The sequence below is a fragment of the Tardiphaga sp. GW822-FHT04G09 genome, assembly GCF_058800725.1.
This window is the reverse complement of the sequence record NZ_JBXAMO010000029.1, coordinates 34,081-56,959: the sequence shown is the minus strand read 5'-3', so window position 1 is coordinate 56,959 and position 22,879 is coordinate 34,081. Positions and strand designations below refer to the sequence as shown.

General features: G+C 61.6%; 18 protein-coding genes. 11 read left to right on the top strand and 7 right to left on the bottom strand.

Features of this window, described 5'->3' with window-relative positions; all coding sequences use genetic code 11:
• The first annotated feature begins 13 nt into the window (after nt 1-13).
• Nucleotides 14-1,651, top strand: coding sequence for a GMC family oxidoreductase (locus AC1RLZ_RS29060; RefSeq protein ID WP_493191479.1), 1,638 nt, complete (start codon nt 14-16; stop codon nt 1,649-1,651).
• A gap of 58 nt (nt 1,652-1,709) precedes the next feature.
• Here AC1RLZ_RS29060 and AC1RLZ_RS29055 read toward each other — a convergent pair whose 3' ends face one another.
• From AC1RLZ_RS29055 to AC1RLZ_RS29045, 3 genes are all read right to left on the bottom strand, one after another.
• Nucleotides 1,710-3,800, bottom strand: coding sequence for a molybdopterin-containing oxidoreductase family protein (locus AC1RLZ_RS29055; protein ID WP_493191478.1), 2,091 nt, complete (start codon nt 3,798-3,800; stop codon nt 1,710-1,712).
• A gap of 99 nt (nt 3,801-3,899) precedes the next feature.
• A complete protein-coding gene (locus AC1RLZ_RS29050) occupies nt 3,900-4,091 on the bottom strand; it encodes a hypothetical protein (protein ID WP_493191477.1) in 192 nt (63 codons plus the stop codon).
• 81 nt (nt 4,092-4,172) lie between these two features.
• On the bottom strand, nt 4,173-5,285 hold the full coding sequence (locus AC1RLZ_RS29045; RefSeq protein ID WP_493191476.1) for an alkene reductase: 1,113 nt from the start codon (nt 5,283-5,285) through the stop codon (nt 4,173-4,175).
• Between the two features lie 192 nt (nt 5,286-5,477).
• On the opposite strand from AC1RLZ_RS29045, the gene AC1RLZ_RS29040 reads away from it, so the two are divergent.
• The 9 genes from AC1RLZ_RS29040 (at nt 5,478) to AC1RLZ_RS29000 (ending at nt 16,702) form a co-directional block, all read left to right on the top strand.
• On the top strand, nt 5,478-7,760 hold the full coding sequence (locus AC1RLZ_RS29040; RefSeq protein ID WP_493191475.1) for an FdhF/YdeP family oxidoreductase: 2,283 nt from the start codon (nt 5,478-5,480) through the stop codon (nt 7,758-7,760).
• Nucleotides 7,761-7,844: 84 nt separating this feature from the next.
• Entirely contained in the window at nt 7,845-9,125 is a 1,281-nt protein-coding gene (locus AC1RLZ_RS29035) for an MFS transporter (protein ID WP_493191474.1), read from the top strand.
• A 362-nt stretch (nt 9,126-9,487) separates the two neighbouring features.
• Nucleotides 9,488-10,435, top strand: a complete 948-nt coding sequence (locus AC1RLZ_RS29030) for a glutathione S-transferase family protein (RefSeq protein WP_493191473.1) — start codon at nt 9,488-9,490, stop codon at nt 10,433-10,435.
• Between the two features lie 210 nt (nt 10,436-10,645).
• Complete coding sequence (locus tag AC1RLZ_RS29025; RefSeq protein WP_493191472.1) at nt 10,646-11,890, top strand: ABC transporter substrate-binding protein; 1,245 nt, start codon at nt 10,646-10,648, stop codon at nt 11,888-11,890.
• 45 nt (nt 11,891-11,935) lie between these two features.
• Nucleotides 11,936-12,655, top strand: coding sequence for an ABC transporter ATP-binding protein (locus AC1RLZ_RS29020; RefSeq protein WP_371422229.1), 720 nt, complete (start codon nt 11,936-11,938; stop codon nt 12,653-12,655).
• Nucleotides 12,648-13,352 (top strand): ABC transporter ATP-binding protein, encoded by a 705-nt coding sequence (locus AC1RLZ_RS29015; protein ID WP_493191471.1) that lies wholly within the window; start codon nt 12,648-12,650, stop codon nt 13,350-13,352. Before AC1RLZ_RS29020 ends, AC1RLZ_RS29015 begins: the two co-directional genes overlap by 8 nt.
• 12 nt (nt 13,353-13,364) lie before the next feature.
• Nucleotides 13,365-14,231: a branched-chain amino acid ABC transporter permease gene (locus tag AC1RLZ_RS29010; RefSeq protein WP_068737690.1), complete on the top strand. Its 867-nt coding sequence runs from the start codon at nt 13,365-13,367 to the stop codon at nt 14,229-14,231.
• Nucleotides 14,228-15,223, top strand: a complete 996-nt coding sequence (locus AC1RLZ_RS29005) for a branched-chain amino acid ABC transporter permease (protein ID WP_493191470.1) — start codon at nt 14,228-14,230, stop codon at nt 15,221-15,223. Before AC1RLZ_RS29010 ends, AC1RLZ_RS29005 begins: the two co-directional genes overlap by 4 nt.
• A 114-nt stretch (nt 15,224-15,337) precedes the next feature.
• On the top strand, nt 15,338-16,702 hold the full coding sequence (locus tag AC1RLZ_RS29000) for an FAD-containing oxidoreductase (protein WP_493191469.1): 1,365 nt from the start codon (nt 15,338-15,340) through the stop codon (nt 16,700-16,702).
• A 7-nt stretch (nt 16,703-16,709) separates the two neighbouring features.
• Here AC1RLZ_RS29000 and AC1RLZ_RS28995 read toward each other — a convergent pair whose 3' ends face one another.
• From AC1RLZ_RS28995 to AC1RLZ_RS28980, 4 genes are all read right to left on the bottom strand, one after another.
• Nucleotides 16,710-16,958, bottom strand: coding sequence for a hypothetical protein (locus AC1RLZ_RS28995; protein ID WP_371422233.1), 249 nt, complete (start codon nt 16,956-16,958; stop codon nt 16,710-16,712).
• Nucleotides 16,959-17,061: 103 nt separating this feature from the next.
• Nucleotides 17,062-17,811, bottom strand: coding sequence for a glucose 1-dehydrogenase (locus AC1RLZ_RS28990; RefSeq protein ID WP_493191468.1), 750 nt, complete (start codon nt 17,809-17,811; stop codon nt 17,062-17,064).
• 111 nt (nt 17,812-17,922) lie between these two features.
• Nucleotides 17,923-19,506: a Na+/H+ antiporter gene (locus AC1RLZ_RS28985; protein WP_371422235.1), complete on the bottom strand. Its 1,584-nt coding sequence runs from the start codon at nt 19,504-19,506 to the stop codon at nt 17,923-17,925.
• A 194-nt stretch (nt 19,507-19,700) separates the two neighbouring features.
• Entirely contained in the window at nt 19,701-20,765 is a 1,065-nt protein-coding gene (locus AC1RLZ_RS28980) for a glycosyltransferase family 4 protein (protein ID WP_493191467.1), read from the bottom strand.
• A gap of 300 nt (nt 20,766-21,065) precedes the next feature.
• On the opposite strand from AC1RLZ_RS28980, the gene AC1RLZ_RS28975 reads away from it, so the two are divergent.
• Entirely contained in the window at nt 21,066-22,832 is a 1,767-nt protein-coding gene (locus AC1RLZ_RS28975; RefSeq protein WP_493191466.1) for an ABC transporter ATP-binding protein, read from the top strand.
• Nucleotides 22,833-22,879: the final 47 nt, after the last annotated feature.

The window sequence follows — 22,879 nt, the reverse complement described above, 5'->3', positions numbered from 1 at the left end:
AATCGGGGGAAACATGAGCGGTCAAACTGCGTCGGCGCGTCACGCGTCGGCTGATGCGATTGAGGCTGATTATATCATCGTCGGTGCCGGTTCGGCCGGTTGCGTACTGGCCAATCGCCTCTCGGCCTCCGGCAAATATTCGGTGCTACTGCTCGAAGCTGGCCCGAAGGATCGCAATATCTGGATCCACGTGCCGCTTGGCTATGGCAAGCTCTTTAAGGAAAAATCCGTCAACTGGATGTACCAGACCGAGCCCGAACCGGGTCTCGACGGGCGCTCGGTGTTCCAGCCGCGCGGTAAGGTGCTCGGCGGCTCCAGCTCGATCAACGGACTGTTGTATGTGCGCGGCCAGCACGAGGATTACGATCGCTGGCGTCAGCTCGGCAATACCGGCTGGGGCTACGACGATGTGCTGCCCTATTTCAAAAAGGCGGAAAATCAGACCCGTGGGCCGAGCCAGTATCATGGCGTCGGCGGCCCGCTGCCGGTGTCGGATTCGCGCTGCCCCGATCCGCTGTCGGAGGCCTTCATCGCCGCTGCTGCCGAGACCGGCATTCCCGTGAACAACGATTTCAACGGCGCCACGCAGGAAGGCGCCGGCTGGTTTCAGACCACGACCAAAGGTGGGCGTCGCGCCTCCACCGCGCGGGCCTATCTGCGTCCGGCATTGAAACAGGGCAATGTCCGCGTCGAGACCGAAGCGCTGGCGCAACGCATCCTGTTCGAAGGCAAGCGTGCGGTGGGTGTCGAGTTCAAGCAGCACGGCGTGGTGCGCAAGGCGCGCGCCCGCAAGGAAGTGTTGGTGTCGAGCGGAGCCTATAATTCACCGCAACTGCTGCAGCTCTCCGGCGTCGGTCCCGCCGATTTGCTCAAGGAGCACGGCATCGAGGTCCTTCTCGATGCCCCCGGCGTCGGCAGTGATCTGCAGGATCACATGCAGGTCCGCATGGTGATGGAATGCCCGCAAAAGATCACGCTCAATGACTTCGTCAATCACCCCGTGCGCAGGGCGATGATGGGTCTGCAATACGCGGCGTTTCGCACGGGACCGCTGACCTATGCCGCCGGCACCACGGGTGCCTTCTTCAAGACCGATCCGCGCATGGCGTCGCCGGATATCCAGATCCACTTCCTGCCGTTCTCCACCGACAAGATGGGAGAGAAGCTGCATCCGTTTTCCGGCTTCTCGGCCTCGGTCTGTCAGTTGCGCCCGGAAAGCCGTGGTTCGCTGCGCATCAAGAGCGCGGATCCCTCGGTGCCGCCGGCGATCCGGATCAATTATCTCGCGACCGAAACCGATCGCACCGCAAACGTCGAAGGTCTGAAAATCCTGCGCAAGATGCTCAACGCGCCGGCGATGAAGCCGTTCGTGACCAAGGAAGTCGAGCCTGGCCCCGGCACGGTGACCGACGAGCAATGGCTCGCCTACTGCCGCCAGCGCGGCAGCACCGTCTATCACCCGACCTCGACCTGCCGCATGGGCCATGACGCGAAAGCGGTCGTCGATCAGCGGCTGCGCGTGCGTGGGCTGGAAGGCCTGCGCGTCATCGACGCCTCGATCATGCCGGACCTGATGTCGGGCAACACCAACGCGCCGGTCATCATGATCGCGGAGAAGGCATCGGATATGATTCTGGAGGATGCGCGCTAATCTTAACTTCTCCCCGCGCAGAGCGGGGAGAAGGAGCGCGCGGCCGGCGCTTCTGGGCTCAAGGAGCCTTCTTCACCCACACCTTGTTGTCGTGAAACGCTGCGCCGCCATAGGGCGCGACGGCTTCGCCGCCTGTCAGCATGTTGATGCCATGACCGCCGATATGCGCCTTGTTGGGATGCACGGACTCCGCAATCAGCACGCCGCGGCGCAGGCCGTCGAAGATGCGTGCGATCAATGTCGTCTCGCCGCGCATGTTGCCGAGCGTCACGGCGTCGCCGTCAGCGATTCCCAGCCGAGCCGCATCGACCGGATGCATCATCACGCTTGGTGCGCCTTCGCGGGCCTGCGATGACGGTGTCTCGTTGAATGAGGTGTTGAGGAACGAGCGCGACGGGCTGGTCGCGAGCCGGAACGGGTGTGCATCGTCGACGTGCTCAATCACGGCCCAGTGGTCGGGGAAGGATGGCATCTCGTCCCATGCGCCCATCAGCCCGGCATTGGGCATAGGCACTTTCGACCAGTCAGCCTTGAAATGGAATTTGCCGTCGGCATGCGCGAAGCCGTCGAGATAATGCGAGGTGCGGAAATCCGGCTGGATATCGCGCCATTTGTCCGCTTCCAGCCCTTCGATGCCGCCGCGACCGCTGACCCGCAGCGTCTCGTCAATGATCTCGCGCGGGTGCATGTCGAAGGCGCGATGTTTCGCGCCCAGGCGGCTGGCGATGCCTTGCAGAACGTCGTGGTTCGAGCGGCATTCTTCCGGCGCATCGATCAGCTTGGCGCCCACCGAAATGTGCTGGTTGCCGCCGGCGTAATAGAGATCGTCATGTTCCATGAACATGGTCGCGGGCAGCACGATATCGGCCATCATGGCGGTCTCGGTCATGAACTGCTCATGCACCGCGACGAACAGGTCCTCGCGCGCAAAGCCCTGCCGTACCAAAGCCTGTTCCGGCGCCACTGTCATCGGATTGGTGTTCTGGATCAGCATCGCCTTGACCGGCGGGCCGTTGTGCAGGGCCGTGGGATCGCCGGTCAGGATTCGGCCGATCTTGGACTGATCGAGACGTCGGACCGAGGGGTCGAGCACGTCGAGGCCTTCGATCAGCGTTTTGTCGAATTTCCAGATCGCGGCATTGTTGAAGAAAGCGCCGCCGCCCTCATATTGCCAGGCGCCGGTAACGGTGGGCACGCAAAGCGCTGCATGCATCTGCGCGGCTCCGTTGCGGCTGCGGGTGAAGCCGTAGCCGAGGCGGAAATAGCTGCGCCTGGTCTCGCCGACCAGGCGCGCGAAGGCTTCGATCTCGGCCGCCGGCACGCCGCAGATATTCGACGCCCATTCCGGCGTCCGTGTTGCGAGATGCGCCTCGAATTCCGGCGAGGCATCGGTGTATGTGGCCAGATAGTCGCGATCAGCGAGGCCGTCGCGGAACAGCACATGCATGACGCCGGCGGCGAAGGCGCCATCGGTACCTGGCCGCAGCAGGATCTTGATGTCGGCCTGCTTCATGGTGTCGTTGTCGTAGATGTCGACGACCGCCAGTTTGGTCCCGCGTTCCTTGCGGGCGCGCGAGACGTGGGTCATCACATTGACCTGCGTCGAGACGGGGTTGGTGCCCCAGATTACGATCAGGTCCGACTTCGCCATTTCGCGTGGATCCACGCCGGCGACTTTGCCGGTGCCGGCAGAAAAACCGGCCCAGGCGATGGTCGAGCAGATCGTCGAGTAAAAGCGCGAATATTTCTTTACATTGGCGAGGCGGTTGATGCCGTCGCGCATCACCAGGCCCATCGTGCCGGCATAGTAGTAAGGGAAAACCGATTCTGCGCCGAAGTCGCGTTCGGCCTCGTTGAATTTCGTGGCGATTTCGTCGAGCGCCTCGTCCCATGTGATGCGCGTAAAGTGCCCGGTGCCCTTCGGCCCGGTGCGGCGCATCGGATACATCAGCCGTTCAGGGTGATGGATGCGCTCGGCGTAGCGGGCCACCTTCGCGCAGACGACGCCGGCGGTATAACTTTGCTCCTTGGAGCCGCGGACCCGGCCGATGGTATTTCCGCCGATCACCTCGATATCAAGGGCGCAGGCGGAGGGGCAATCATGCGGGCAGGTGGAGTGCTTGATGTCGATTTTGGCTTGAACGTTCATGCGTCCAAACTAGCCGCAAGTTTACCACAGGAAAAGCCGTGGTTTTACGCATCCCGCCCGACAACGGGGCAGGTCCGACGAGCAGCCCAGGCGACCTCGCTATTTGCCGAGAGCGTCGCGCTGGGCGATCAGCCGGTCCAGCTCCTCATTCTGCTGAGCCAGCCGATCCGCGACGCGCTCCTCATTGCTCTCGCCGGAGGCCGCCGCGGCCTGCTCGATCAACTGCCGGATATTGTCGCGGAGAATGGCGATGCGATCGTCGAGCTCGGCGGCTGAGAGGGTGGAATCCATGGGGCGATACTCCTGGCCCGCTACGGGCCGTACACAGCCTATAGCGAGCCAGAACCGCTTTCTATTGAATAATCAGCAGCACTAACCTGCGCCAAGCACCGGATAATCGGTGTAACCCGCCACGCCGCCACCGTAGAAGGTGGCGCGGTTATACGGCGTGAACGGCGCCTTCCGCTTGATACGCTCCGGCAGGTCCGGATTGGCGATGAACGGGCGGCCGAAGGCGATGATATCGACATTCCCGGAAGCGACGGCCTCCTCGGCGGAGGCGCCGTCGAAACCGCCGGCGGTAACCAGCACGCCTTTCCACATCGGCCGGAACAGCTCATAGGCCTTGGGCACATTGTTATGAAACACTTCCGCGCGGCCGACGCCGCTGGTGCGCGGCTCGACGAAATGGAGATAGGCAAGGCCGAGCTTGTCGAGTTCACCGACCACATAGCTGTAGAGCGGCATCGGATCGGTTTCGCCGGAGTCATTCGAGACACCATAGGGCGACAGGCGGACGGCGACACGATCTGCACTCCATGCACCGATGACCGCATTGGTCACTTCGAGCAGCAGGCGGGCGCGGTTCTCGATTGAGCCTCCATATTGGTCGGTGCGCTGATTGCTCCGGGTCTGCAGAAATTGTTCGAGCAGATAGCCGTTGGCGCCGTGCACCTCGACGCCGTCGAAGCCGGCTTCCCTGGCGTTGCGCGTGGCCTGTCGGTAGGCGTCGATAATGCCGGGAATCTCGCTGGTTTTCAGGGCGCGAGGTGTTTCGTAAGATACCGTCTCGCCTGAAGCCGTCCGCGTGGTAGCGTCGATCGCAATGGCTGACGGCGCGACCGGAAGCCCGCCGCCGGGCTGGAACGATGAATGTGACGCACGGCCCACATGCCACAGTTGCAGGAAGATGATGCCGCCTTTGGCGTGCACCGCATCGGTGACCTGACGCCAGCCTGCGATCTGTTCCTTCGTATAGATACCCGGTGTGTTCGGGCTGCCTTGCCCTTCCTGCATGACCTGCGACGCCTCGGCGATGATCAGTCCGCCTTCGGTCGCGCGCTGCGCGTAATATTCGGCGTTGAGGGCCCAGGCCGCGAGGCTCTGCTTCTCCGCACGCATGCGCGTCAGCGGCGCCATCGCCACCCGGTGATTCAATTGATACGGGCCAACTTTCAGCGGCCTGAACAAGGAAGAAGAGGTCATCGGCGCTCCATTCAAAATATCAATCGGGCGATAGTCTTGGTGAACAGGTGTCACTGCATTCGTATCGTTCAATACAGCGCAGGCATCGGTCAATCAAAGTTGATGGCATCTATTCGCTGTATTGCAGCCATTAATGCTACGAGACGGAATTAGATCGGCCATATGGGCCCTGACGACGAAGGACAGATCGCGATGGCGAAGAAGCAGGTTCAGGGCGTCGAGGATTACAAAGGCGCTGCGGCAGGTTGGGGTGCATTGAAAGCCGTTGCCGACGCGGTGCGCGGACAGATGGCGGTGGTCAACGAAACGCACGGCCTGCTGACGATGAACCAGCCGCACGGCTTCGATTGCCCGGGCTGCGCGTGGCCCGATCCGAAACATACGTCGTCATTCGAATTCTGCGAGAACGGTGCCAAGGCCGTGTCTTGGGAGGCGACGGCCAAGCGTACGACGCCGGAGTTCTTTGGGGCGCACACGGTGAGCGAGCTCTGGGAGTGGCATGATCACGACCTCGAAAACGAGGGACGTCTCACCCATCCGATGGCCTATGACCGGGCTAGCGACAAGTATCTTCCGATCTCGTGGGAGGATGCGATGGCACGGATAGGTGCCGGCTTGCGCGCCTTGCCCGATCCGAATATGGCCGAGTTCTACACGTCAGGCCGCTGCTCCAACGAAGCAGCGTTCATGTATCAGTTGTTCGTGCGCGAATACGGCACCAACAATTTCCCCGATTGCTCCAACATGTGCCACGAGGCCACCAGCGTCGGCCTTCCGGAATCCATCGGCGTCGGCAAGGGCACGGTGACGCTGGAGGATTTCGACCATGCGGACGCTGTGTTCTGCATCGGGCACAATCCCGGCACCAATCATCCGCGCATGCTGACGACGCTGCGCGAATGCGCCAGGCGCGGTGCGGCGATCGTGTCGATCAATCCCCTGCGCGAGCGCGGGCTGGAGCGGTTCACGTCGCCGCAACATCCGGCGGAAATGCTGACGCTCAGCTCGACGCAAATCTCGTCGACCTATTATCAGATCAAGGTTGGTGGCGACGTCGCTGTGCTGAAGGGTATGATGAAGGCTGTCGTGGCGCTCGATGCCGCGAGCCTTGCGCAAGGTGGTCCCGGCGTACTCCACCGCGCCTTCATTGCGGAACATACCGAAGGCATTGATGCGCTGCTTGCCGATCTCGACGCGACGTCATGGGATGCGATCGAGCGATCCTCGGGCCTTCCGCGGGCGGATATCGAGAATCTCGGCAGCATTTACGCCAAGGCGAAGAACGTCGTCATCAATTACGGCATGGGCATCACCCAGCATCGCCACGGCACCGGCAATGTGCAGCAGATCGCCAATCTGCTGATGCTGCGCGGAAATATCGGCCGCCCCGGCGCAGGTATCTCGCCGCTGCGCGGCCATTCGAACGTGCAGGGTGATCGTACGGTCGGGATCACCGAAGTACCGAACGCCGCGTTGCTTGATGGTATCAGGCGTACGTTCGGCTTCGAGCCACCAACCGCACACGGCCACGACGCTGTCGCGTCGGTGAAGGCGATCCGTGATGGACGTTCGAAGGTGTTAATCTGTCTTGGCGGCAATCTCGCGGTCGCAATGTCAGATCCCGAGGAGACCTATCCGGCGATGCGTAGCCTCGATCTCGTGGTGCATATCGCCACCAAGCTCAATCGCTCGCATCTTCTGATTGCGAAGGAGTCGATCATCCTGCCATGCCTCGGCCGTACCGAGATCGACGTGCAGGCGACGGGGCCGCAACTGGTGACGGTGGAAGATTCGATGTCGATGGTGCATGCCTCGCGCGGCGGCTTGAAGCCGGCGTCCGGGCATCTGAAGTCGGAGACGGCCATCGTTGCCGATATGGCCGTCGCCACGCTGCCGAACACCAAGGTGAAGTGGCTCGATTTCGTCGCCGACTACGGCAAGATCCGCGATGCCATCGAGTCGGTCTTTCCGGCTTTCGAGGATTACAATGCACGGATCGAGAAACCCGGCGGCTTCCGCCTGCGTAATGCGGCTTCCGAGCGAGAATGGCTGACACCGAGCAAGAAGGCGCAGTTCCTGGTCTTCTCCGGCCTCTATGAGGATGGTCCGACGGAGAACGCGTTGACGTTGACGACGCTGCGCAGCCACGACCAGTACAACACCACGATCTACGGCATGAACGACCGCTATCGGGGCATCACCGGGCGGCGTGATATCGTGTTCGTCAACGAGCAGGATCTCGCCAGCCGCGGGCTGAGCCATGGCGATCTTATCGATGTCGTGCTGGATCGGCCGGGTAGTGTGTCGCGCGCCATGCGGCGGGTGACGGCAGTGGCCTACAACATCCCGCAGGGATCGGTGGCGACCTATTACCCTGAAGCCAATGTGCTGGTGTCGCTCGATCAGCATGATGCGAAGTCGGGAACGCCGGCCTATAAATCGATCCCCATCCGGATCGAGGCATCGGCCCCATAAGCTGCACCGCAACATCAGGAGAGCATAACCGCCACGGCTTTCGTGGTGGTTGCTGCGCGCCGTGTTTCCGCGTAGGCGAGCGCCATGACCAGTGCTGCCGATTCCTCCGCCTTTAGGCCCGTTGCTATCGACCCGCCCGTGAGCGTGGCCCTCGTGGCCGCCATGCTCATTCTGACATGCGGGCACGTGCTGTCCAACATGCTACGTACCACGCCTGCGGTCGCAATCGATCTGATGTCGGTCGATCTCGGCGTCACGCCGCAGACACTGGCCGCGCTGACCTCGGCCTATCATTTTTTTTTCGCGCTGCTGCAGATCCCGGTCGGTGTCGCGCTGGATCGCTACAGCATCCGCACGGTGTCGCTCGTGCTGTTCGCCGGCACGGTCTGCGGCGCGGCGATCGCGGCGCTATCGACCGGGGCGCTCTCGTTCTTCGTGTCGCAGGCAACGATCGGCATGGCGACGTCGGGCATGTTGATGTGCCCGATGACGCTCGCGGCAAAGCGGCTGACGCCGACGCAGTTCGGCCTGTGGTCCGGCATCATCCTGTCATTTGGTAACGCCGGGTTGCTGTTGTCGGCCAGTCCGCTGGCTTACGTCGTCGAGCATTGGGGCTGGCGCGCCGGCTTCTGGATTGCCGCCGCAGCAGCGATTGTCGTGGCGATGCTGATCGCGGTCATGGTGCCGGCAGCGCGTTCCGAAGGCCAGCCTCGCGCGCTTCTCGGCGAGATGGTTTCGGTTCTGCAACTCGGTGTGTCGCGTGCGGTGCGCGGCATCGTGATCCTCGCTTTCGTGTCGCTTGCAGTTCAGCTTGTGCTGCGTGGGCTCTGGGCCGGGCCCTGGCTGATGAACATCAAGGGACTGTCGCGGATAGAGGCGGGCAATGTGCTGGCGCTGTTCACGGTGGCGCTGGTGATCGCGCCGGCGCTGTCGGGCTTGCTTGATCGCAAGCTTGGTCATCGCCGCGCGTTGCTCTTTACGGTCAATCTATGCGCCGCCGCGCTGCTGCTCGTGATGGCGCTCGGTGCACCGGGCTATCCGTTGGCCACGCTTTTCGGCCTGCCCGTGATGCCCGTGGCAGTCGACACCTGCCTCCTTGTGGTCATCGGCCTTCTCGTTGCGATGCAGCCGCTCGTCTACGCAATGATCCGCCAGGTCGTTGCTGCCGAGAATATTGGCAAGGCGCTCTCTGCGGCCAACCTGTCGTTCTTCCTCGGCACTGCTGTGATGCAGTCGGTGACCAGTCCGATCGCAGCCGCCTGGGGATTGCCAGCAGTTTTAATCTCAATGGCGGTATTCCTGACGGTCGGCACCCTCGTCTTCTTCGTGCTGACCCGTCCCGCAGCGCAGCGCGCGTCTGTATAGCGGTACAGGCGTCACTGCCTCGGCAAGTCGCTGGAATTGTCACGACTCCTGTGGTCTGATGTGCGGAGTGGCGCGATCGAGACGTCGCGCACGGCCTCGCATCTCGAGGCGCCTCACACAGGGAGGACGTGACTTGCCGTTTTTCGTTAAGGGAACCGATACGTCAGGGACTGTTTCACTCCGCCGCGACAACGCTGCCGGAGCTGTCAAGAAGGCCAGAGAGCTGCTCCATGACGGCAGCTGGGATGTTGAAATCATAGGTCCGGATGGGCTTCCGCATCCGATCGCCGAATTTGAGGCGATGTATCCCGCCAGTGCGGCGACGGCAATACATGCGACATAGCTGACAGGCAAGGGATGCAGTGACGGCGACCGATCTTGTTCTGCATCACTATCCGCGTTCGCCGTTTGCCGAGAAGGTGCGCATCGCCTTCGGATTGAAGGGCCTGCATTGGCATTCGGTGATCCAGCCGCGGATCGCGCCGAAGCCACAGCTTGTGCCGCTCACCGGAGGCTATCGTCGTATTCCGGTGCTGCAAATCGGCGCCGACATCTATTGCGATACGCGCCGCATTCTCGCGGAGCTTGAGCGGCGTTTTCCCGAGCCGACGCTTTATCCGGCGGACACGCGCGGTCAGGCCGATATCGTTGCGGCTTGGGCCGATAGTGTGCTCTTCGGCACTGCGCTCGGTCTCGTGTTCGGCATCAACGGCGACCATTTCCCGCCGGAGCTGCATGCCGATCGCGCGAGTTTCACGTCGGGCAAGTTCGATGGCTGGGACAGCGTGAAGATGCGCGCGCAGCTTCCCGATCTGCGTGACCAGTTTCGCATTCATCTTGTCTCGCTCAGCGATTGGCTCACGCATGGCGACGCATTCCTGCTCGGCAGCGCGCCGTCACTCGCCGATCTCGCAGTCTATCACCCGCTCTGGTATGCACGCGGCAATCTTGGTGAGAGCGAAGGCCTTGCCGAGTATCCGCGCGTCCTTGCTTGGATGGACCGGGTAGCCTCGGTTGGGCACGGAACGGTTGAGGAGCTGTTACCCGAACAGGCGCTGGAGACCGCGCGGCTCTGTCAGCCTGTGATGACACCTCATCCAGCTCACAATGATATTGCCGTCGATCAGGGGCAGCTTTTTACGGAAGGCATGATGCTGTCCGTCACGCCGACCGATTGGGGCTTTGATCCCGTCATCGGTGCATTTGTTTCTGCGGATCACGACAGTATCGCTCTGCGTCGTGACGATCACGATGTCGGTACAACGGTTGTGCATTTTCCGCGTACAGGCTTTGCGATTGCTCGAATATGAAAGCCCTGCCACGCACGCATGGCCCTCATTCGCGATTTCCGTGCGCCGCAATTTGACGCAGCTGCGTAAACGCGTCTAAGTCCGAAAAATGCTGGCTGACTGCGATATGCAGACTCCCAATTTGCAACGCAGTGTTCAACACTTCAGCGCACAGTAACAGAACAAGAAAGCACGCCGTTTCAGCGACGTTGCGCATCGGAGGATATGACCATGACCATGACCCGCCGCACGTTTGGACTTGGTGCCTCTGCCGTTCTGGCAGGGCCGATCGCTGCGCCGTTCATTCGCGGTGCCGGCGCTGCCGAGCCGGCGATCCGCATCGGCATGGTCAATTCGATGAGCGGCGGTCTTGCCGCCTATGCCCAGGAAGGCCAGCCGGCGTTCGAATACATCATAAGGAAGATCAATGCCGAAGGCGGCATCAAGAGCAAGGGTGGCGCCAGGATCGAACTGGTGCTGGCGGATGATACCAGCCAGCCCGCGCGCACCGCCGCCGAGGCGCGGCGCCTGATCACCGAGGAAAAGGTGCACCTTCTGACCGGCACCATCCTCAGCGCGCAAATGCTGGCGCTGACGCCGGTGGTCGACGAAGCCAAGATTCCGACGCTGTCGGTCTGGGCCGGCGGCTCGCAGTCGAACTACATGTTCACGCTGGGATACCCCTATGACCGCGGCTACGCGCAGACGATGCATGATTTCGTGATCTCGCTGCGCGACGATTTCAAGTTTCCGATCAAGACTGCCGTCATGGCCTATTCGAACTACGAGGCCGGTCAGCAGTCCAACAAGTTCCTGGTCGAGAAGCTGAAGGCCAGCGGCATCCAGATCATCGGCGAAGCCGCGCTCGATATTCGTGCGCAGGATCAGACCGCAGCGATGGTTCGCATTCGCTCGCTCAAACCCGATGTCGTTGTCGGCCTGGTGACACCGCGTGACGGCATCCTGCTGCATCAGGCGCGTTACAATCTGAACTATCATGGCAGCATCTTCTGCGGCGGCACCGGTGGCTATTCGGATCTGTCGCTCTGGAAGGACCTCGGCCCCGAGATCGGCAAGGCCGTGCTGACGAAGAACCTGTTCGGCATGACCGGATTCAGTGCCGGGGCCAAGATCGAGTCGATGCAGAAGATCGTCACAGAATTGCGCGATGTGGCCAAGCTCGAAAAAATCGGTCAGGGCGCCGTGCAATATGCGCAAGCCGCGCGCGTGCTGCAGCAGGTGCTTGAAAATGCCAAGTCGCTGCAGAGCGATGCACTGCTCGAGGCGCTGAAGAACGTCAACATTCCGGCGGGCGATCCGAATCTCTACATTGCCAAGCCGAAGGGCCTGCAATTCGCGGAAGATCGCCTGCTCAAGGATGGTTCGGCGATGTTCATCCAGTGGACACCGGAGCAGGATCAGCAGGTCGTATTCCCGAAGGAATTCGCCCAGGTTCCGCCGCGGCCGAAAGCTTGATCGGCGTTGTAGTAAGACCGAGCGCAACTTAGAGAGTGGACGACTGTGGCATTTCTGGAAGTCTCCAATATCACCAGGCGGTTCGGCGGCCTGGTTGCGCTGAACGCGGTGAGCTTCGACGTCGAGAAGGGCGAAATTCTCGGCATCATCGGCCCGAACGGCGCCGGCAAGACCACGCTGTTCGGAGTGATCTCCGGCTTCATTCCACCGAGCGCGGGCGATGTCGTTTATGACGGCGAAAGCATTATCGGGGTGTCGCCGGATCGGCTGGTGCGCCGCGGATTGATGCGCTCCTTCCAGATCGTCCAGTCCTTTGCCGACATGACGGCGCTCGACGTCGTCACGACCGCTGCATTGACGCGCCGGCCGATGCGTGAAGCCATCGATTATGCGGCGCAGGCGCTGCTGCGCGTCGGCCTCGGCGGCAAGGAGCACAAGACGCCAGCGACATTATCGCTGCAGGACAAGAAGCTGCTGGAACTGGCGAAGTGCATCGCCACCGATCCGCGCTGCATCCTGCTCGACGAAGTGATGGCCGGCCTGACCATGGCCGAGACCGCGGCGCCGATCGCGATCATCGAGGAGCTCAACAAGCAGGGCGTCACTGTTGTGATGGTCGAGCATGTGATGCCGGTGATCATGCGACTCGCGCAGCGCATGGTTGTGATCAATTTCGGCGAGAAGATCGCGCAAGGCACGCCTGCCGAGATACTCAAGGATCAGCGCGTCGTCGATGCCTATTTCGGAGATCATCTCGATGCTTGAGATCGATAATCTCGTCGCAGGCTATGGCGGCGTGCCGGTGCTGCGCGACATCAATGCCAAAATCACTGCTGGTGAGATCGTCGGTCTGCTCGGCGCCAACAATGCCGGTAAGACCACGCTGATCAATGCGCTGTCCGGTATGGTCAAGCCGCTCTCCGGGCGCATTCTGTTTCTCGGCGAAGACATCAGCAAGTTGACGCCGCAGGCGCGTGTCGAGCTCGGCATCGTGCAGGTGCCGGAAGGCCGCCTGGTATTTCCGGAAATGAGTATCCGTGAGAACCTTCTGCTCGGCGGCATCAACGCGCATGCGCGCAAGCATCGTCCGCAGCAGATGGAGAAAGTCATTGCGCTGTTCCCGCGACTCGGCGAGCGGCTGACCCAGAACGCCGGGTCACTGTCAGGCGGTGAGCAGCAGATGCTGGCGATCGGCCGCGGGCTCATGGCGGAAGCCAAGTTGTTGATGCTCGATGAACCCTCGCTCGGTCTGTCGCCGCTGTTCGTGCAGTACATTTTCGAGATTATCGACAAATTGCATGCGGATGGGCTGACGATCCTGCTGGTGGAGCAGAATCTGAATTTGACGCTGCGCCACGCCAGGCGCTGCTACGTGCTGGAGCGCGGGCAGGTGGCGGTCGAAGGCGATGCGGAGACCGTGAAGAACGATCCGCGCACCCGCAGCGCCTATCTTGGTCTGTGATCGGAGAGTGATGTGACCGAACTTTATCAGGCTCTCGCCCAAGGCCTTCTGATCGGCGCCACCTATGGCTTGCTGGCACTGGGCATGGGGCTCGTCTACGGCGTCTCGGGCGTCGTCAACTTCTCGCATGGCGATTTCATCTCGCTCGGCATGTTCATGTGCCTCGCGCTGTATTCCGCCTTCGCCATGGATCCCTATGTGTCCATCATCATCACCGTGCCGCTGATGACTGCCATCGGCGCGCTGGTCTACATCTTCCTGATCAGGCCGATGGTCGGGCATCAGTTCCTGATGGTGGTGCAGCTTACGCTGGGTCTCAGCCTTGTGCTGCAGAACGGCATCCTGATGGTGTTCGGCGGCGAGCCCGCCCGCACGCCGTCCTTCGTCGAATCCAAGCTGATCATTCTCGGCGACGTGGTGCTGCGGGTGCCGCATATCGTCGCCTTCGTCGTGTCCTTCGCGCTGGCCATCGGCCTCTACATCATGCTGCGCTCGACCGATTTCGGCCGCTCTATCCGCGCCGTGCATCAGAATGCCCATGCCGCGGCGCTGATGGGCATCAATGTCGGCCGCGTCCAGGTGCTGACTTTCGCGCTCGGCATCGGCATTCTCGCGCTGGCCGCGGCCCTGCTGCTGCCCGGCACGCCGATCCAGCCGACCCAGGGCCTGCGCTACACGGTGATCACGCTCTTGGTCGTCGTGCTCGGCGGAATGACCAATTTCGTCGGCATCATGCTCGGCGGCCTGATCATCGGCATCGCCGAAGCCTTCGGCACGATCTATCTCGACGGCCCGATCGGGTTGTTGCTGCCATACATTATCTTCGTGGCGATCATGCTGTTTCTCCCGAAGGGCCTGACCTGGAGCTCGGCACGATGAGAGAGGAATTCTACAAGACATTGGCGTCGCCGATCTGGTGGGGCGCACTGGCCATCGCCGCCATCATGCCCTTCCTGCTGTCGAGCTATTACGTCCACATTCTCACGCTGGCGCTGGTCTATGTGGCGCTGGCCTCATCATGGAACATCGTCGGCGGCATGGCCGGGCAGATCTCGCTGGCGCACAGCCTGTTCATCGGTATCGGTTCGATGTTCTCGGCCGCACTTCTGCTCAAGCTCGGCATCAATATGTGGCTCGGTCTCGTCATCTCAGCGGTGATTTCCGGTATCCTCGGCGCCATCATCGCCTGGATCGATTTCCGCTTTCAGCTCGGCCATCTCTCTTTCGTGCTGATCACGCTGGCTTTCGCCGAAATGGGCAGCATCGTGGTCGAGGGCTGGGACTTCCTCGGCGGCGCGTCCGGGCTGTTGTTGCCGAAGGACACGGGTAATTTCCTGGCGTTCCAGTTCGGCGGCGGTCACGGCGCGTTCTGGATGATGCTGGGGCTGGCTGCGATTTGCGTGCTGGTCAATGTCGCGATCCTCAATTCCCCGCTCGGCTATTATCTGCGCACCATCCGCGACAACGAGAAGGCGGCGCAGGCCATCGGTGTCAACATCCTGCGCTACAAGATCACCGCCATGGTGATTTCGGCAATGCTCGCCTCCGTCGTCGGCACTGCCTATGTGCGTTATCTCACTTTTGCCGATCCTTACCTCTTGATCTCGCCCGTCATCACCATCGAGATCGTGCTGTTCGCTACGGTCGGCGGGCTCGGCCGTGCCTATGGCCCGGCGCTGGGCGCGCTGCTGCTGGTGCCACTCGGCGAAATCCTGCGCGGCAAGCTCGGCAGCACGCTGCCCGGCCTGCATTATTTCATCTACGGTATCGTCGTGATCTCCGTCATTCTGGTCACCCCGCGGGGGCTTCTGCCCTTGTTCGAGCGGCTCTGGGCGCGTTGGCGTGCCCCTGCGGTTGCAGGCAAGCGCTAAGCGGTTCGGGAATTTTCGGCGTTGGAGCATCGGCCATCCGTTGGCCGATGCCGTTTCCAACGATAGTCTCTCGTCACGGCGCAGCATTGGCTGTGCCGGTTGGGAGCTGAAATCATGCGCTTCGACGCCATCATCATCGGGGCGGGGCAGGCCGGGCCTTCTCTCGCCGGTCGGCTCACATCCGCCGGCATGTCGGTCGCGCTCATCGAGCGCCATCTGTTTGGCGGCACCTGCGTCAATACAGGCTGCAAGCCGACCAAGACGCTGGTGGCCAGCGCCTATGCAGCGCATCTCGCGCGTCGCGGTGCCGAGTATGGCGTCATGATCGATTCCCCTGTTCGGATCGATATGGCCCGTGTAAAGGCGCGCGCCGACAAGGTGATCCACGACTCGCGCAATGGCGTCGAAAGCTGGCTGCGCGGCATGGATAGATGCACGGTCATCAACGGCCATGCACGCTTCGAGTCCGCGGATACGATCCGCGTGGGCGACGAATTACTGACCGCGCCGAAGATTTTCCTGAATGTCGGCGGACGCGCCATTGTGCCTGACATGCCGGGGATCAACGACGTCACCTATCTGACCAATACAGGCATCCTGCAGCTCGATCGGGTACCGAAGCATCTGGTGGTGATCGGCGGCAGCTATATCGGCCTGGAATTCGCGCAGATGTACCGGCGCTTTGGCGCCGAAGTGACGGTGGTGGAGAAGGGAAAGTATCTCGTTTCGCGCGAGGACGCAGAAATCTCGGAAGCGATCCGCGATATCCTGCTCGCCGAAGGCATCCATATCCGAACCAGTGCCGAATGCATCACCTTCAGGCCGCATCCGGACGGTGTGGCTGTCGGTGTCGACTGCACCGAAGGCGCGCCGGAGATCATCGGCAGTGATGTTCTGCTCGCGGTGGGACGTCGTCCGAATACTGACGATCTCGGTCTCGACAAGGCCGGCGTCGCCGTGGATGCCCGCGGCTACATCAAGGTGGATGACAGTCTCGCCACCAATGTACCCGGCATTTTTGCGATGGGCGATTGCAACGGTCGCGGAGCTTTCACGCATACGGCTTACAACGACTTTGAGATCATTGCCGCCAACCTGCTCGATGGCGCAAGCCGCCGCGTCAGCGATCGCCTTCCCGGCTATGCGCTGTTCATCGATCCGCCACTTGGCCGCGTCGGGATGACGCTGACGCAGGCAAAGGCCACAGGAAAGAAATTGCTGATCGGCAACCGGCCGATGACGCATGTCGGGCGTGCGGTCGAGAAGGGCGAAACCGCGGGCATGATGCAGGTTGTGGTCGATGCTGAAACGAACAAGATTCTGGGAGCTGCGATCCTTGGCACCGGAGGCGACGAGGCGATCCACGGCATTCTCGACATCATGAATGCCGGCGCCGATTACACCCAGTTGCAATGGGCAGTGCCGATCCATCCGACCGTGTCGGAACTGATCCCGACGCTGCTCAACGAGATGAAGTGATCGCCGCTCAGGCGGTCTGGAACTTGAGCACGGCCATCAGCGTCAGCAAAGTGGTTGCGCAGGATGCGGACACGATCGCCATATTGATCAGGTTACGGGCTGCCATTGTCACGACTGCGGAAGCGGGGTGAGCCACATCGGGCGCGGCAGTTTTCTTGCGTGGAGCCGGTTTCTTCTTTTGTGCCATGATTTCCCCGAAGAGGAGGGCCAGACCGTTGACCGGCCTGACCCTGACGCCTTCCCTGCCGAGGTTCATCCCCCGATCATGGCGTGACCATCGCATGAATGGCCGGTGAACTGCTTAACGCGCGTGGTAAATCGAATCTGACTGGATTCGATGGTTTACGAATTTCCTCGTTCTAGATCGTCCGCCCGCCATCGACCGGGAGGATCACGCCGGTGAGGAACTCGGATTCCTCGCCCGCCAGATACACGCAGGCATTGGCGATATCCGAGGGGCGCGACATGCGGCCGAGCGGAATCGTGCCGATAAATTTGGCCCGGTTCTCCGGCGTATCCGGCACGCCCATGAAGGATTCCAGCAGGCCGGTCTCGCCCATCACTGGCGCGATGCAATTGACGCGGATGCCATCGGGCGCCAGTTCCACGGCCATCGATTTCGACATCAGGTTCACCGCGCCTTTGGTGGCGTTGTACCAGGTCAGGCCCGGGCGTGGCCGGACACCGGCTGTCGAGCCGATATTGATGATGCGACCGCTCTTCTGCTTCTTCATCACCGGCACACAGGCATTGGTCATCAGGAAGATCGACTTCACATTGATGTCGAACGCCTTGTCGAATTCCTCTTCGGTGACTTCGAGCAAGGGCTTGTTGCGGAAGGTCCAACCGGCATTGTTGACGACGACGTCCAGTTTCCCGAACTTCTCGACCGCGAGCTTCACCGACGCATCGATATCGGCCTTGCGGGTGACGCTTCCGCCGAAGGCGATCGCGCTATCGCCGATTTCGGCTGCGACCTTCTTCGCGCCTTCGGCATTCAGATCGAGAATGACAACCTTGGCGCCTTCGCGGGCGTAAGAGCGCGCGATCTCGGCGCCGAAGCCCGATGCGCCGCCGGTGACGATGGTAGACAGGCCTTGAAGTCTCATGATGTTTTCTCCCGGATGCCGCGCCTTGTTCGGCGCTTGACCATGAAGGTTAGAGCCTGTGATGGCCGCTGGGAAGTCTCGACAGCGAATGGCTTTGGAGGAAACGTGGCTTTAGAGGAAACGTCTTGCGTTGACTTCTTCGAGATCGAGGCCTTCCTCGATCGAATGCAGCACGCTGTCGTGGATTTCGCCGGCGCGATGCATCTTCAGGAGCTCTGCACGGCCGGCTTCGATGGCGGCAAGCACCGTCTTGAAGTGATCGATGCGCTGCGACGAGAGCGTTTCAGCCTCTTCGGCATAGCGCGCCGCGGCGCCCTTGCGATAGGTATATTGCTCGAACAGGCGCGGATGGCGATGCGTGCCGTCATCATTGCGTGACGCCTTCTCGACAGCAGAAAATTGCGCGGTTGCAACTCGCGCGCGCGCCTGCGCCTCGCTGAGTTTGGAGTGATGCGGAGTATGGGTGCCGCCGGTTTTCACGAGGCGGCGCACGATCGGTGCCAGAGTCGAGCCCTGGACAAGGACCGTCACCAGAATCACCGCGAAGGTGATCGCCAGGATGACGTCACGCCCCGGAAATCCTTCCGGCAGTGACAGCGCGGCGGCGAGACTGACCACGCCGCGCAGTCCGGCCCAGCTCATGATGAATGGCACCGACCATGGTGGAGAGGGATCGCGGGCGCGCAGCTTCGGCATCAGCATGCGCGGCAGATAGGTGCCGGGAAACATCCAGGCGAAGCGGGCCAGGATTACCGCGGCGATGATTGCCCCTGTCGCCGGCAACAGCGCCACCAGCGCGTCATAGCCGCCGAGCCGATACAGCACGCCGCGCAGCGACAGGCCAATCAGGATGAACACCAGAGATTCCAGGACGAAAACGACGACGCTCCAAGCGGCGGTGGCGCGGGTGCGCGTCGCAGCGCCGAAGAACTCGTGCTGCTTCCATCCGAGGATCATGCCGCAGGCGACGGTGGACAGGACTCCGGAGACATGGAGCTTTTCCGCGGCGATATAGGAGATCCAGGCGACCAGGAAAGTCCAGGCGATGGTCAGGTCGATTTCCTTGATGCGCCTGATCACCAGAATCGCGGCGAAAGCGAATACGATGCCGACGAGCAGGCCGCCGATCGCGACCGAGAAGAAGCTCACGGTGGCCGCGGCGGCGCTGAACGAGCCGGTTAGCGCCGCCGCGATGGCGAAGCGCAGCAGCACCAGGCCCGATGCATCGTTGACGAGGCTCTCGCCCTCCAGCAGCACGATAATGCGCGGTGGGAGCGGTACGCTCTGCAGCACGGCCTTGGCCGCCACCGAATCCGGCGGTGAGACGATGGCGCCGAGCGCAAAACAGGCGGCCCACGGCAGGGATGGCATCACCCAATGTGCGACCACGCCGACCACTAGGGTGGTGAAGAAGACGGCGCCGACGGCGAGCTGCAGGATAATGCGCAAATCGGCGCGAAAATCGCGCCAGGAGGTGAACCAGGCGCTCGACATCAGTAGCGGCGGCAGAAACAGCACGAGCACCAGTTCAGGGTCAATTTCGACATCGGGGGTGCCGGGGATCATCGCGAAGCCGATCCCGCCGAGGATCAGGGCAGCGGCGCGCGGAAGCTGAAACCGCCGCGCGAGCATGTCGAGCAACACGATGACGGCCATCAGCAGCAGGATGATTTCAAAGCGGGAAACGGCGGTCATGATGCCCTGTCGGAATGCGAGAACATGTGCGGACGATCGATCCCGGCACCTGCCGTGACCGGATTACCACTATCTATCTCGCAAATGCCACGCGGGCTGTACAGCGGGTCAATGATCTCGCAACAGGCCACAATGGAAAGGGGTGGCCCGGCGGGCCACCCCTTGATGCCGTCATATACGATATACGCTTCAGATTACTCTGCACTGCTGACCAGGCGCAGCGGTGCCTTATGCTCCATCATGCTGCGATAGGTGGCTACATAATCGAGGGCCATACGCCGGGCGGTGAAGCGGGTTTCGAACTGCTTCCGGATCGCCGTACGGTCCATGCCGGCGAGACGACCCACCGCAGCAACTGCGCTGGTCTCGTCCTCGACGATAAAGCCGGTGAGAGCCTCGTCGATGATCTCCGGCACCGAGCCGCGGTTATAGGCGATGACCGGCGTGCCGCAGGCCATCGCTTCGATCATCACCAGGCCAAACGGTTCGGGCCAGTCGATCGGCAGCAACAGGCCATAGGCACCGCTGAGGAATTCCGGCTTCTCCCGGTCGCTGATCTCGCCGATATATTCGACCAGCGGATGATCCATCAGCGGGCGGACGACCTGCTCGTAATAGTCCTCATCCGCGCGGTCGATCTTGGCCGCGATTTTTAAGGGGATGCCCGCGCGGATGGCGATCTTGATGGCGCGGTCGACGCCCTTCTCCGGCGCGATACGTCCGAGCACGGCGAGGTAGCCAGGGGTGATCGGCTGCGGTGTCAGCAGTTTCTCGGGAAGACCGTGATAGATCGTGCGCACGAAATTCGCCTGCGGCACCGGCCGCCGCTGCGCATTCGAAATCGAAACTACGGGAATCTTGGAAAAGGTCGTGAAGGTAGGCTGATGTTCCGGCAAATCCAGACGGCCGTGCAGCGTCGTGAGAAACGGCGTGGGTTGGCGGGAGAACAGTGAGAACGGATAGTAGTCGAGATGGAAATGCAGAACGTCGAATTCGTCGTCGTCACATTTTCGCCTTACGCGCTCGAGCATTTCCATATGGAGTGCGTTGGGATCGCGGACAGAGCCGTCCAGCCGCAGCGCCCTCGGCCAGCCCGCATCGAGCTTGCCTGACGTTTGAGAGTCGCCGCTGGCGAACAGCGTAACATCATGCCCCTGTGCCACCAGCTCTTCGGTCAACCAATGCACGACCCGTTCCGTGCCGCCATAGAGTTTCGGTGGAACGGCTTCTGTCAGCGGAGCAACTTGCGCGATGCGCATTTACATATCTCCCATGTTGGAGGTGATGAACAACTTCAACGATGACGTTCGGTAGCGATGTGCCCGAAGCTGGAACGTTCTCGCATCTGCGAAGTTCCTATGCGATCTGCGTAGTTCGTCCACACTGTGGTCTTGCTGATGCCATCACGTTCAACCACGCTTTCGGGAATGTTGATGCTGCCGGAATGTTGCGCAGAGATGGCGAGAGCGTGGGAAATTCGGGACGGCATCATCTTCATCAGTAGGCGGGGACGCTGTCCGTCACGATTCTTGTTCTCGTTCAACGGGTTTTAAAAATACATGGACAGTCTTTCGGGATATGCGTATCGCCCTTTCGCCTTTGTGATGCGCTACATCAGGATGCGTTCTGCATCGCACACGATCATCCTGCTCTCCGTGCTTGCAGCGGTCGCCTGCTCGGTAGGCACGCAATACGGGATTAAATTTTTAGTCGATGGCCTGTCAGCGGGGCCGTCGGGCAGCGGTAAAAGCGTCTGGGCCGCGTTCGCCGTGCTCATCGCGCTGATCACAGCCGATATGTTCCTGTGGCGCGTGGCGAGCTGGACGGCGAGCTACACATTCGTTGGCGTCACCGGCGATCTCAGACGCGATATGTTTCGCCATCTGACCGGACACGCACCGAGCTACTTCTCGGATCGGCTGCCGGGGATGCTGACCAGCCGCATCACGGCGACGTCCAACGCCGTCTTCACGGTTGAAAACATGTTTGTCTGGAACGTCTTGCCGCCCTGTGCGGCGACATTCGCCGCGATCATGCTGATCGGCACCGTTAGTCTGCCGATGGCAGCGGGCTTGACCGTCGTGGCCGGCGCTGTGGTTGTCATGATGTTCAAAATGGCTGCCGCCGGAAAGGCGCTGCATGACGATTTTGCCGACAAGGCCGCGGCGGTCGATGGCGAGATGGTGGATGTGATAAACAACATGCCGCTCGTCCGCGCTTTCTGCGGATTGAGCTTCGAGCATGACCGCTTCGATGAAACGGTGGATCGCGAGCTGAATGCCCGTGGTCGCAGCCTGCGCTATCTCGAGCGTCTGCGCCTGACGCATGCGGCCATCACGGTGGCGCTGACGATCGGGCTGCTCGCCTGGGCGATCATGCTCTGGCAACGCGGCGCCGCCAGCACCGGCGATGTCGTTCTGATCTGTACGCTCGGTCTCTCGATCCTGCACGCGACGCGAGATCTTGCGGTGGCTCTGGTGGACGTCACCCAACATGTTGCGCGTCTGTCCGAAGCGCTGTCCACATTGCTGGTGCCCCACGAGCTCAGTGATCATCCAGAGGCCGAGCCCCTGGTCAAATCAGGTGCAGCGATCGCCTTCAACAATATCTCGTTCCGGTATCCCGGTGGCTTGCAGGTGTTCGACAAGTTCACCTTGCGGCTCAATGCCGGGCAACGCGTTGGCCTCGTCGGCCAGTCTGGTGGGGGAAAGTCCAGCCTGTTCGTGCTGTTGCAGCGTTTCTACGACGTGCAGGAGGGCAGCATCACCATCGATGGCCAGGATATTTCACGCGTGACCCAGCACAGCCTGCGTCATGCGATCTCCGTGGTGCCGCAGGACATCTCGCTGTTCCATCGGTCCATCATGGAGAACATCCGGTATGGACGCCCCGAGGCGACGGATGAGGAGGTACTGCGTGCAGCCATTTCGGCGCGTTGCGATTTTGTCGAGACATTGCCGGAAGGTCTTCACACCATGGTAGGGGACCGCGGCGTCAAGCTGTCCGGCGGGCAGCGCCAGCGCATCGCCATTGCACGCGCCTTCCTGAAGGACGCACCCATTCTGCTGCTGGATGAGGCGACGGCTGCCCTCGACAGCGAATCGGAGGAGGCGATCCGTGAAGCACTGGCGCGTCTGATGCGCGGTCGCACGGTGATCGCGATTGCGCATCGCCTCGCGACGCTGCGTAATTTCGATCGTGTGGTGATGCTGCAGAGCGGTAAGATCATCGAAGATGGCAAGCCGGACCATCTGATGCAGTCCCACGGGCCATATCGGGAACTGGTGACTCAGGAGATGAGCCGTCTTGCGCAGCATGCCGCCTGACGACTCAGTTATTCTGTGCGAGCGCAGCGTCTGTCTCCGTGCCTGCC